Genomic DNA, 12,143 nt, shown 5'->3' on the forward strand with positions numbered 1-12,143 from the left:
GAATGCGTTTGACTGCTAACTGCTTAAATTCCAAGGTGTACTGCTGTTTTGGGATCTTCATTTATCTCTCCAATAGTTAGTAATTTAATACGAACTGATTGAAGGTGATTTATCGGGGGAAGGTCATATAGCCAGGGCAACGCCAGTTGAAAACTTACCCAATGTTAATTACTACACCGTTGATGAAGCCATTGATGAAATCAAGGAATTGCGTGACATGGGTATCAAGCACTTCGTTATACGCCCCCGTCCCGATAAGACATTGGCAAATGATCCGCAGGGGGTTATGAAATTTGAAGCTCGGGTTATTGAAAAAATTGCGAAAGCATGCCCAGATGTCACCAAAATTATCGATGGATATTTTGGTATGGCACGCTCCAATGGCTATTACGGTGTAGTTGATGGGAATGGCATGGTCAAACAAGAGGAATCTCTTCGCGAATTAACCGCCCATGCAGTGACTCAGGGGGGCGCTGGGGCCGATATTGTGGTCTCTCTTGGTCGACTTGATAATGCTGTGAGCTCCATGCGTGCTGGCTTGGACGCCGCCCAATTGCATAATGTGGCGATCCTTGCCTATTCCATTAACTTTGGATCGTCGCTAGCACATGCCATGCTAGATGGCACTGATATGGCTGCGAATTCCTATGCTCAGACTATCGCCAGCAAAATTGGCGTTGGCAATATTGATGAAGCGCTACGACAAACCGCAATCGAAATTGCGCAGGGCGCTGACTATATTGGAGTTAAGCCAGCCACAATCTTTATGGATGCAATTACGCGAGTGAAGCAGGAATTTCGAGTTCCTGTTGCCACTTACATTGTTTCCAAGGAATACTGCATGGTAAAAGCGGCGACCGAAAGGGGTTGGGTCAATGAACGCGATACTGTTATGGAGTACATGCTCAGCATGAAACGTGCTGGGGCAGATAAGATATTTAACTACTGGGTGCGTGATGTGCTGCGTTGGCTGAAGGAGGCGGAATGACTTCTTTAATATCTGCCAACGGTGTTGATCTCCCGACCAGGCGCTTGGGGCAAACTGGGTTGCGACTTCCAGTGCTTGGCTTTGGTACTGCCCCTGTTGGTTTAAGCGGCTATCAGGATCCTGGGTTTGATCAGAAGCAGTCAGAGCGCAACTCTTTGAGTGCTCTTGATGCTGCAATTGACTACGGAATTAAATTTTTCGATACAGCCCCCGCTTACGCCAATAAAATTCCTACTGATGGCTGGTCCACGGATCGAGCCTCCGAAAGAATGCTAGGTCAGGCGCTTAGCAACCATGGCAGTAAACGTGATCAACTATTCATTGCAACAAAAAACATGTTCGACCGCATGGATGCTGAAGGCATTCGCAAGTCCCTAGATCATAGCCTTAGGCTGTTGCAGACGGATTATGTTGACCTACTTCAAATTCACGGCATCATCGCCAAACCATTTCGAGCCGATAACTGGCGCAACTTCATTACCGATGAGGTACTGGAGACTTTTCTGCAACTAAGACAAGAAGGTAAGGTGCGCTACATCGGCGTTTCTGGGTACAGGGAAGGAGCTTTATCCGCCCTTATTGAGACCGGCGTTTTTCAGGTTGTCATGCCCCAATTTAATTACTTCTATCGCGGTGCCGAATATGAGTTGGTTAAGTTGGCACAGCAATATGGGGTTGCCGTTATTCCAATGCGCCCTCTAACGGGTGGGCTAATGCAAGGCATGCTGGATGAATTCTTTCCAGGTCAAAAGCCATCTGCAAACCCTTTTAAGGTTGCCATGAAATACATTCTCCAGTTCGATTGCGTCTCTACCATTCCAGTTGGGATGCGCACCGCGCGCGAAGTGGAGGAAAACGTACGTCTAATCCAAGAGTTGGAACAAGAGATTGGCCTAGGGCGATGAGTAACTTGGCAATAATTTTTTGAGACGTACATGAAGAATTCACAAACTCACACGCTTGAGCGCATTATTAAAACCTTGCGCAGCACCCTACCAAAAGGTGTGCGCAATGCATATATTGGAAGCGAGACGGACTTGCAGATGCTTGGCATGGATTCACTTAACTTTTTGGAATTTTTATTGGCGCTTGAGGATGAATTCAACCTTAAGCTGACAGATGATCTGCTTAGATTAAAGGCAATGAGCACCGTAGGTGATGTACTTGAATTGGTTGAACACATCAAATCGAGAGGTTCAGATGTCACAACTTAGTCTAGCTAGCGTTGGCAGCATCGGTTATGCGCTAGGTTGCTTGCGCCCAATAGATCAATTGGAGGCGCTGTCAGAAAAACCGGAATCGCTAGCCGCACTTCGAGCCAAAGGCGTAATGTATTTTTCGGAAGCCAACAAAACACCAGTCGAACTAGCCGTTGAAGCTGCCAGTCAAACTCTTGCCCAATCGAATGCAATGCCCAGCGAGATTGAAGCCGTAATTTATGCCTCAACAAGTTTCTGGGAGAAGAGCTTTTACTCCGAGCGTGATGTTGCTTGGTTAATGAATAAGCTTGGGCTTGTTAATGCATATCCGGTTGGAATTTTTCTTCCCGGTTGCGCCAATGCCATTACATCACTTCGCATTGCGATTAATATGATTCGCGCTGAAGGTTGTCGCCGCATCTTGGTCGTAACGACTGACAAGGCCTCACCAAGCGATAGCTCCAAACGAATTATGTGGCCTGACGTCTCAGTTCTTTCTGATGCAGCCGCTTCATGCATCGTCACATCCTCCGGGGACGCAGAATTCGATGTTGTTGGTGTGGGGAGCTACAGCGCCCCACACATGTGGGATCTTGACAATAAGGGCAATCTTGCTGCATTTCTTCTTGAAACTGTTCGCGGCGCCCAGAAGATGGCTAAATTTGCACTGCTGACCTCTGATCTTACCCCTGGAACTGTAAACAGATTGATTACGAATAACTACAACCATGCAGTTATGAAAATGATTGCCTGGAAATGCGGCTTTAACGAGGATCAAATCTTTCTTGATAACGTTTCGCGTTTTGCTCATGCATATGCAGCCGATACTTTAATCAACTTGCATGACTGCTTGGCTGAGCAGCCAGCCAGTTCGGGCGATAGCTTCCTCTTACTTGGTACCGGTCAAAAAAATTGGGCTTCAGCAGTATTGCGCAAGAACTAACACGACCCCCCTAGAAAAAATTTAGAAATAGAAATTACTATATATGTCGGCAACGCTAAACGAATTCTCTCGGGACTTGTTAGGTGGCATCCTCCGCAATAGGCATTCGACGCGAGCCTTTCTGTCCACAGCATTATCAAGAGATCAAATAAATCGCATACTGGAGGCATCCTCACTAGCCCCTTCATGGTGCAATACTCAGCCTTGGAGGGTGCATGTGGTAAGCGGGCAGATGCTACAAAGAATTAGTAAAGACCTCATTATTGCAGCCCGTGATCGTGATGATGTCCCGGATATCCCATTTGCGTCAGAATATCCTGAGCCCTTTGGTGGTCGCAAGCAAAATGCTGATGCAGATTTACAGTCAGCGCGTGGACTAACTAATTCAGATTATCGAGGTCAGATTGAGGCAGTTCGCAGTAATTGGCGCTTCTTTAATGCACCGCAGGTGATTTTTTTGACCACACCTAAATCGTTAGGCTCTTATGCATTACTAGATCTCGGCTGCTTCTTGCAAAGCTTTTTGCTAACTTGCGTTGCCGAAGGTTTGGCCGCCTGTCCCCAGGCATCCTTAGCGCAGTACCCTAAAGTGATTCGCTCACATCTTTCCATTGACGACGATGAATTGCTTGTCTGCGGTGTTTCATTTGGCTGGCCAGATCCAACGGCAGGAGCAAATCAATGTCGCACCGGTCGCATTGGGGTACTTGATTTTGCAAAATTCTATGGCGAATGAATACTCCATCATGACTAATAGAGTTTTATCCTCGACCTGGAGGATTGCCAATATTAAAGAGCTGCTTGCCTCCAATAGTAGCAATACATTAACTTATTTTGATGTTAATGGGGCGACTTGTATTCGCACATTTCCCGAAGTCTATCGTGACGCACTCGCTACCATTTCGCTGTTTAAGAGTATGGGCTGCCAGATGCTGCCCGGTAGACGAGTCGCCATTTGTGGGGCCCAAGGATATCCATGGCTCCTAGCTGCCGTTGCCTGCATAATCACTGGCGTAGAAATTGTTGCAATCCCAGAACTGCTGTCTGATGGCGAGATTATCGCAAGCCTTGAGGGACTAAAGGTTGATTTCCTTGCATCGGAAATTAAATACAGCACATACGAGTCGTTTGCTGGGCTGCCCCATATCTTTTTGGATAATTTATGCCAAACCATTGGCAAGATTGACCCATTAGAAGAATCGATTGGTACGGGAGCATTCAGCATTGTGGCCTTTACTTCGGGATCTACATCGAGCGCCAAACTTAAGTCATTTCGAGTAAGCGCCGAATCTACGGAAAGTTTCATCAATACCTTTTTTGATTCGTACCATCTTACACATGACGACAACTGGGTTATATGCCATCCTTTTTCGCATGTAGTGCATTTCGAATATGCAATAGGTGGGCTGTGTAAGGGTTATAACGTGACTATTACCGAGCCCTTGCGCATCATGCTGAGTGGAGCTCAGATTAAACCCTCGGTTCTAGTGACTGTACCGAGTGTGTATGAGCAAATTGTGACATTAATCAAAAGAAAGCTGCCTAGCAGTGGGTTGCGCCGGGCGCTGATCGATAAGCTGTTTGAGCAATTGCCATCCGATGAAGAAACGAGACTATTGGCAAGGGATTTGCAGAGAGTGTTGATGCCAGAAATTTCGCAATTGTTAGGTGACCACCTAAAGGTAATGATCATAGGCGCAGCCCCTTCTACCGAAGAACTAAGGCGCTCTTTAGTTCTAATGGGTCTTCCAGTGTATGAGGGTTATGGCATGTCTGAAACTAATATGCTCACCAGCAATCTGCCTGATAAATATCGATTTGGCACTGTTGGGCCAGTTTGGCCTGGGGCAGGGATTCGCCTGACGGATGAGTCCATCATTCAGGCACGCGTACATCCGGTTCGCAGCCGGGGATATCTCAATACAACCCAGGAAGAGAATGAGCGAACTTTTCTACTGGACGGCTGGGTTGATACCGGCGATTTTGGAGAAATTGACAATGGGTTTCTTCGCATCACCGGTAGGGCCAAAGAGATAATCATTACAGACCGAGGAAAGAATATCAACCCAGCCGATATACAATTAAAATTGCGAGCGATAGAGGGGGTTGAACACGCTCTTGTATTTGGTAATAACAAACCCTTCCTCGTCGCTATCCTTGCGCCAATACATGGCAAGGTTCTCGACCCTAGCAATGTAGCAATGGCTATCAAAGTCATAAATGAGGCGCTACCCAATTATGAGTGGATTCGCAACTGGCTAATCCTAAAATACCCGCTTACTGAATCTGGTGGCTTGTTAACTCGATCAGGCAAACCCCGTCGAGCGGCGATTGAAATTCATTATGCGGCTGAATTGGGGGCGCTCTATGAGTAATCCCAATTTTCGCACCAATCTCTCCCGCACCCTCCCAAACGGATTGCATTGTCAAGATGACTCTTCACCCAACATGAGCCAAGCAGAGTGTCAGATTGTTTGCGGGGATCTTGATTACATAGCCAATCAGACCATTTTACGGAACTGCTTCGAATTGCAATGGGATGAGTGGGAGGAAAAAATACGTAGTGCTCTCGATACGGCACATGCAGATAATTTACCAATGGCGAGTCTCTATGCTCGAGCGCGCGGTATAAGCGAAATCGAACTTCTAAATTCTTTGGCTCGACTTGCAAATGACCATTTAGAGGTCCGTGCATTATTTCATTTTTTCAGCATTGAAGGCATGGCTCGGGCTTTAGATATATACGAAGGTCGCCCTCTCATCAACCATATTAGCGGTGAATGTTGGGCTCTCGAAAAGGCTTTGCCGATGCTAAAAAAATATCCCGTATCAGTTGTCGTGCAACCAATTGACGATGCAGGAATTCCGGCTACAGCCGCTGCCCGCATTGAAGTAGCGATGCGAGTTGCTGACATGATTGAGCCATTTGGCATTGATCGTGGCGATATCTATGTTGACGGCTTAACCCCATCCATCGAGACCTTGCCATTTCCACTACAGGTAAGCTTAGAGACCATTTCAGCAGCCAAAGAGGCGGGCTTCGGAACGATTCTGTGGCCAGCAAACGCCGGTTTAGGGTGTGCAACTGGAACCATGGCTGCTGGGGCTTATGCAGCCCTAGCCGTTCAAGCAGGACTTGACTTAGCAGTTGTTGCATCTTCTGATCGCCATTTGATAGACATCATAAAAAATGCCAATCTTATTCTAAAAAGGGAAATTAAATCATGACTATATATAAGCAGGAATTGGAATTATTGCGCAGTCAAATTGATGATGTTGATTCCGATTTGCTTAAGACATTAAGGCGAAGAGCAGAAATTTCGACCGCCATAAGTCATCTAAAGTTAGCGAATGGCAAGGCAATCATTGACCCCATCAGAGAAAGTGAAATGGTTCTTGTTAGAGCTTCTGAGGGGATGTCTCTCGGATTACCTGAAGCCTGGGTATCTGATTTATTTAAGGCAATCTTAAAGGGCTGCGTAGAAATCTCTTGTGCTCGTTTGGAGGCAAGCGTAAATGAAAAAAATTCAGACTCCCCTTCAAGCCTATTGTCAAAGGGGGCTATGTAATGCCCATAAATATTAAAATGATCTTGCAACCCCCTCTTGATGGCTTAATGAATGACTCAGAAAATCAGCAGAAAATTCATGATCACTGCACCATCTATGATGCTTTAGGTGAGATATGTGAATCACATCCACGCTTACATGAGCAGTTGTTTCGTGGCAATAGTTTAAGTCCATTTATTCACATATTTCTCAATGGTGACTTTATATCAAGCGAAAGATATAAAGATGTTCATTTGGTAGAGGATGATGAGCTTTGCTTATTAACTGCAATCCGCGGAGGCTGATTTTGATTGTTCCGCAACTACTCCAAAATGAAATTATTGCCCATTGTCAGGCGGAAGCCCCCAACCAGGCTTGTGGCTTAGTTCTCTTTGATAGCGCTGGCATAGCACAATGGATCGAAAAGGCAATTAATAGAGGTGCGTGGCCCTATGGATTCCAAATTGCCCCCCACTCCCAGTTTTCTGCCTTTAAGATGGCGCAGAAAAAAGGGTGGTCAATTGGAGGCGTCTATCATTGCCATATGGCTTCGCCAGCAATACCAACAGGACGCGATATCGAGCGGCCAACTCCTTATGGCTCACTCTATCTAATTGTTTCGCTACTCTTTCCAGAGGCCCCCGTTATTCGTGGCTTTCGATTTAGAAATAGCACACCCCATCAAGTTGACCTCAATACTGGCATAGAAGTGAATGCCATACAGGGTGCGGTTGACTCGAAAAATTTTCTAACTTACACGGGGTGAAATAATGACTATCCGCACATCAGATGAACTCATTCAGAATCTTCGTCAAGTTGTACCAAGAGTAACACCGCTACAGGTTGTAAACGACCCCATATTTTCTAATGCGATGATTTTTGACATCCGCGACACTGTAGATATAGCAGAAGGAAAAATTGGTAGCGCAAAAACGCTGAACCAGCGATTTATCGAGCTTGAGATTGAGCAATACGGATTGACAGCCGACCAAACCATTGTAATCTGTTGTTATGGCGGCCGGATGTCCTTAATTGCAGCCCGTTCATTGCAGCAACTTGGTTATGCCAACGCCTACTCACTGGATGGAGGTTTTGCCGGCTGGGTTGAGCATGGGTTGCCGATAGAAAAGCCAACAACATTAACATCTGCAGAGCGCGCAAGGTACCGTCGCCACCTTAGTTTACCTAAGGTTGGGGAGGCTGGGCAAATCAAACTGAAGGAGGCGCGCGTTGCTTTAGTTGGAGCCGGCGGCTTAGGGTCGCCGATCGCCTATTATCTGGCAGCTGCTGGTATTGGACATATTCGATTGATTGATGCCGACATTGTAGAAGAAAGTAATCTGCAGCGGCAAATTATTCACAGCACAGAAACTATCGGGCAGCCAAAAGTAGAATCTGCAAAGTCTCGCCTTATCGAACTAAATCCACTAATAGAGGTTGAGGCGGTTAATGCGCGACTTGATGCTGATAATGCCGCCAGCCTTCTTTCTGGTTGCGAAATTGTCGTTGATGGTTCAGATAATTTTGACACACGCTATGCAGTTAATGCTGGAATTATTGCCAATAAACAAATCTTAGTATCGGCTAGCATTTTCCAGTTTAGCGGACAAATCTCTGTATTTGCCCCTCACCTTGGAGCCCCCTGTTATTCGTGCCTATTTCCAGAGGCCACCCCATCAAATCTGTCTCCCAATTGCTCAACCGCCGGTGTAATCGGAGCCCTTGCAGGCGTTGTTGGTTTGCTCCAAGCTATAGAGGTGCTGAAGCTGGTGCTCGGCATAGGTGAGCCACTATACGGAAAGCTATTAACCTTTGATGGACTAACGTCCACTATCCGCCCGCTTACATTTCCACGAAGATCTGATTGCAAGGATTGCAGTGGCAAACTTAAAAATTCTCAGTGAATATCTTTGCTCCAGTCTTAGGTCTTCGCCATGCAAGATAACTACGCCCCTATCAAAGGCCCGCAAAAGATATTATATTTGCTTCATGAGGTTCGCATGTTTACAATCAAAAACAGAAGCGGTGGACAATTTTATCTGCTCACCACCCCCATATTTCTCACTAATAATCGATGTTTTTTAACTGCGTACTTAGCATATATCGAGTATATCGATTAAATTAAAGGCTGATCATGTTTTATGAATTTCGCACACCCTCGGGAATTCTCTGTCGGCGGACGGCCACTCATCTCGACTACCATGCGGGCATCCACAATATCGTCGATGAATTGGATCAGGAACGAGGCATGTTCCTATCTTCCGGCATCGAGTATCCCGGGCGCTACACTAGATGGGATATAGGATTCACTCGTCCACCCCTAGAATTTGTATCACGAGATCGCAGTTTGCATATTAATGCCTTGAATGAACGTGGCTCTATTTTGATTAATTTTTTTGCAAGCATATTAAGTGCAAACTCAAATATCCAAATACGAAATCATGATAGTAGTCATCTAGTCTTAGACATTTTGACTGGTTCCAAAGATTTTCCCGAGGAAGAGAGGAGCCTCCAGCCTACGATATTTACTCCCCTGCGCCTACTACTTGAAGAATTTAAGGGTGTTGAAGATTCCGCATTAGGTCTTTACGGCGCATTTGGTCACGACCTTATCTTTCAATTTGAATCAATAGATCATATAAAAGAACGCCCCTCGGGATCGAAAGGCATTCACTTATTTCTACCTGATTCAATTTTCTTGCTAGACCGTCGCAAAGAAACGCTTGTGCGCCTTGACTACTCATTTAGCAAGAATGAGTGCAATACAGCGGAGTTCAGCGATGCGCCATTCGCCCCCTTGCAAAGGGCAAGCAAAGGTAGCGGACCGTCTGGCGAAATTAGCCTGTCGGAAGATTCGGAGAGTTACGCAGCTATGGTGGATGCGGCGCGCAAGAGAATGCAAATCGGCGATATATACGAACTTGTATTGCATCGCAGATTCTCAATTGAAGGTGAGTTTCTACCCTCCGCCGTCTGGCGGACCATGTCGGAATTTAATCCAAGCCCCTATGAATTTTTATGTCAATTTGGCGATGAACAGCTAGCAGGAACTTCGCCCGAAATGTTCATCCGAGTCAGCGGGGATCGTGTCGAATCTTGCCCAATCTCTGGAACTGTAAGGCGGGGTCAAAATGCCATGGAGGATGCTGAAGCAATCCGCTGGCTCATTAATTCCGAGAAAGATGAGGTTGAGCTCACCATGTGCACGGATGTTGATCGAAACGATAAAGCTCGAATCTGCATTCCAGGGTCGGTCAAGCTCCTTGACCGGAGACTCATTGAGCGTTACGCAGGGCTATTTCATACGGTTGATCACGTTGAGGGTCGCTTGAGGCCCAACATGACAGGTATTGATGCGTTCCTTTCGCACATGTGGGCAGTAACTCTAACGGGTAGCCCTAAGCCAATGGCGATTCGTCTTATTGAGGAAATGGAAACGGAACCACGTGAGTGGTATGGCGGCGCCGTTGGTGCGCTGTTATTTAATGGCGATGTATCGACCGGAATCACTATTCGCACAGTTCACCTGAAAAATGGTGGAGCCCACTACAGAGTTGGCGCAACATTGGTTTTTGACTCTGATGGCCACGAAGAGGAGAAGGAGACACGGACAAAAGCTACAGTATTCTTTCATCTACTCAATAAATTTCGAGGCATAGTTGAAACCAAGCCTGAACCGGTAGCGAAAAATCAGCTAGGGAGAAATTTAAGGCTTTTGCTTATAGATAATGAGGATTCCTTTGTTAATATTTTAGCTGACTATTTTCGTCAAACTGGGGCTGATGTGATTACTTATCGCCATGGTCTGGGCCTTGCGAAAATTCTTGAGCTAGCGCCTGATTTGGTTATTCACTCCCCCGGCCCAGGTCGACCCGAGGATTTTGGTTTACCTGAGCTTGTGCGGCAGCTTGCTAGTGCAGATATTCCGCAATTTGGAGTGTGTCTTGGTCTTCAGGGTATAGTTGAGGCCTTTGGAGGCGAGCTTGCCCAACTCGATGCACCTCGCCAAGGAAAACGCTGGTCGATCTCGCACGATGGATCATCTATTTTTTCCGGCATTCCATCGCCCTGTGAGGTTGGCGCCTATCACGCACTTTATGCTGATGAAAAAATGCTTCCAGATTGCCTAGAGATTACATCTCGTAATGAGTTTAACATCATTATGGCGATTCGCCACCGTTACTATCCGATTAGCGCAGTGCAGTTTCATCCCGAGTCGATTCTCTCGATGCAATATTCTGTAGGCTACCACTTAATCTCTAATGTCATCACCGAAGTTCGTAGATACAAAAATTTAAACGGAGGTCTAGAATAGAGGGCGCATTAGAGAGAGCCTTCATGAGCCTGCCTGAAGGTTCGATATTCATGGTCGTTAATGCTACTCGTCGCGCTCCTGCGTGGATACCTTGCTTGGACGAAGACCCGCCCCTGCAGGATTGATGTCATTTGTGTTGTTATCTCGATAGTAGTTTTCACAGGCTCTTCCCGTATTGCACGATCAATAGTTGATATTGATACAAGACCGCAGCATCCGTGAAACCAAAAAATGGAATATCAGAAGCCATAGAGTTTATCAAGCATGCCGAACAACATTTTTCGCCCTCTAGCCAATGCGTAGACATCAGAGCACTTCTTATTGGATATTAAGGCCTCAAGAACCATTACAAATCGTTATTGTTCGCAATATCCGTTGAGGTATCGCTAAAACCATTTCCTTAGTGATGTGTATACAACATACAGCCCGCCAATAATCTTATCAACCCAATCAAATTCAGATGTGCCGTTGATATAATCCCCTAATGCAATTTTTAAGTTGGGCTGATAGCTTTCCCTAAACCCTCTCTTTGCCTCTAGCGAAACAGCATAAGCGGACTCATCCTCAATCACAATAAAATGTCTATAAGATAGCGCCCTTGTAATTAAAAATACTGCGGCTCGCCTAACCCTTTGTTGCCCATCAGATTCCTGAATAAACAATTGATCGTCTATTTCACCAAACTCATTAGCAATCATTGGCACTGGCACCGTCCAAGCGCATACCTCATCATGGGTGAGTACGCTAATCTTGTATTTATCTAGTGCTTTACTAAGCTCTCGAACAGCCTCAAGCAAAAATTCCGGAGGCTCTTGTTTTCGTAATTTATTTGGATCCTCATTAAGACCTAAATCAATAGGCCTTATTCTTTGAGCGGATCCCGCATCACCCACAGCGCCCTGGATGATAGATTGAATAACTTTACTAGGGCTAACGTAATTAACTTGCTGTCTTTTTGGTGAGTTACCCCTGTATACATATTTACGCTTCAAGTCTGGAAAACGAGGAGCGGCATCAAATAGTTGTGTAGTATCCCCCGTCAAGCCGACATTCCTAAAGTGTTGTTTTCTGCCTGCGCTCGATAGTCTCTAGGCGATATTCTGCCAAGCGATCTGTGTGGTCGTTCTTCGTTGTAAATCGTAATCCAGCT

14 protein-coding genes are annotated in these 12,143 nt (G+C 45.9%); 12 read left to right on the forward strand and 2 right to left on the reverse strand.

Annotated elements, in window-relative coordinates; genetic code table 11:
• Positions 1–127: 127 nt before the first annotated feature.
• From ACIQZ3_RS09975 to ACIQZ3_RS10030, 12 genes are all read left to right on the forward strand, one after another.
• Positions 128–988, forward strand: coding sequence for a hypothetical protein (locus ACIQZ3_RS09975; RefSeq protein ID WP_397392753.1), 861 nt, complete (start codon positions 128–130; stop codon positions 986–988).
• Positions 985–1,893, forward strand: a complete 909-nt coding sequence (locus tag ACIQZ3_RS09980) for an aldo/keto reductase (RefSeq protein ID WP_397392729.1) — start codon at positions 985–987, stop codon at positions 1,891–1,893. The genes ACIQZ3_RS09975 and ACIQZ3_RS09980 overlap by 4 nt, the downstream gene beginning before the upstream one ends.
• Positions 1,894–1,923: 30 nt before the next feature.
• On the forward strand, positions 1,924–2,202 hold the full coding sequence (locus ACIQZ3_RS09985; protein ID WP_397392731.1) for an acyl carrier protein: 279 nt from the start codon (positions 1,924–1,926) through the stop codon (positions 2,200–2,202).
• Positions 2,189–3,130, forward strand: coding sequence for a 3-oxoacyl-[acyl-carrier-protein] synthase III C-terminal domain-containing protein (locus ACIQZ3_RS09990; protein WP_397392733.1), 942 nt, complete (start codon positions 2,189–2,191; stop codon positions 3,128–3,130). The genes ACIQZ3_RS09985 and ACIQZ3_RS09990 overlap by 14 nt, the downstream gene beginning before the upstream one ends.
• Positions 3,131–3,173: 43 nt before the next feature.
• A complete protein-coding gene (locus ACIQZ3_RS09995) occupies positions 3,174–3,866 on the forward strand; it encodes a nitroreductase (RefSeq protein WP_397392735.1) in 693 nt (230 codons plus the stop codon).
• On the forward strand, positions 3,856–5,505 hold the full coding sequence (locus tag ACIQZ3_RS10000) for an AMP-binding protein (RefSeq protein WP_397392737.1): 1,650 nt from the start codon (positions 3,856–3,858) through the stop codon (positions 5,503–5,505). Before ACIQZ3_RS09995 ends, ACIQZ3_RS10000 begins: the two co-directional genes overlap by 11 nt.
• On the forward strand, positions 5,498–6,358 hold the full coding sequence (locus ACIQZ3_RS10005; RefSeq protein WP_397392739.1) for a hypothetical protein: 861 nt from the start codon (positions 5,498–5,500) through the stop codon (positions 6,356–6,358). Before ACIQZ3_RS10000 ends, ACIQZ3_RS10005 begins: the two co-directional genes overlap by 8 nt.
• On the forward strand, positions 6,355–6,699 hold the full coding sequence (locus tag ACIQZ3_RS10010; protein ID WP_397392741.1) for a chorismate mutase: 345 nt from the start codon (positions 6,355–6,357) through the stop codon (positions 6,697–6,699). The genes ACIQZ3_RS10005 and ACIQZ3_RS10010 overlap by 4 nt, the downstream gene beginning before the upstream one ends.
• Positions 6,699–6,983: a MoaD/ThiS family protein gene (locus ACIQZ3_RS10015; RefSeq protein ID WP_397392743.1), complete on the forward strand. Its 285-nt coding sequence runs from the start codon at positions 6,699–6,701 to the stop codon at positions 6,981–6,983. Before ACIQZ3_RS10010 ends, ACIQZ3_RS10015 begins: the two co-directional genes overlap by 1 nt.
• Before the next feature lie 2 nt (positions 6,984–6,985).
• Positions 6,986–7,444, forward strand: a complete 459-nt coding sequence (locus tag ACIQZ3_RS10020) for a M67 family metallopeptidase (RefSeq protein WP_397392745.1) — start codon at positions 6,986–6,988, stop codon at positions 7,442–7,444.
• 4 nt (positions 7,445–7,448) lie between these two features.
• Positions 7,449–8,582, forward strand: coding sequence for a molybdopterin-synthase adenylyltransferase MoeB (moeB, locus tag ACIQZ3_RS10025; protein ID WP_397392747.1), 1,134 nt, complete (start codon positions 7,449–7,451; stop codon positions 8,580–8,582).
• A 230-nt stretch (positions 8,583–8,812) separates the two neighbouring features.
• A complete protein-coding gene (locus tag ACIQZ3_RS10030) occupies positions 8,813–10,993 on the forward strand; it encodes an anthranilate synthase component I (protein ID WP_397392749.1) in 2,181 nt (726 codons plus the stop codon).
• A gap of 386 nt (positions 10,994–11,379) precedes the next feature.
• On the opposite strand, the gene ACIQZ3_RS10035 is transcribed toward ACIQZ3_RS10030, so the two are convergent.
• On the reverse strand, positions 11,380–11,886 hold the full coding sequence (locus tag ACIQZ3_RS10035) for a hypothetical protein (protein WP_397392751.1): 507 nt from the start codon (positions 11,884–11,886) through the stop codon (positions 11,380–11,382).
• Positions 11,887–12,032: 146 nt separating this feature from the next.
• Positions 12,033–12,143, reverse strand: a 111-nt coding sequence (locus ACIQZ3_RS10040; protein WP_397392755.1) for an integrase core domain-containing protein, incomplete at its 5' end; no start/stop codon positions are given.

The sequence above is a fragment of the Polynucleobacter sp. genome, from assembly GCF_044342855.1.
Taxonomy (GTDB): domain Bacteria; phylum Pseudomonadota; class Gammaproteobacteria; order Burkholderiales; family Burkholderiaceae; genus Polynucleobacter.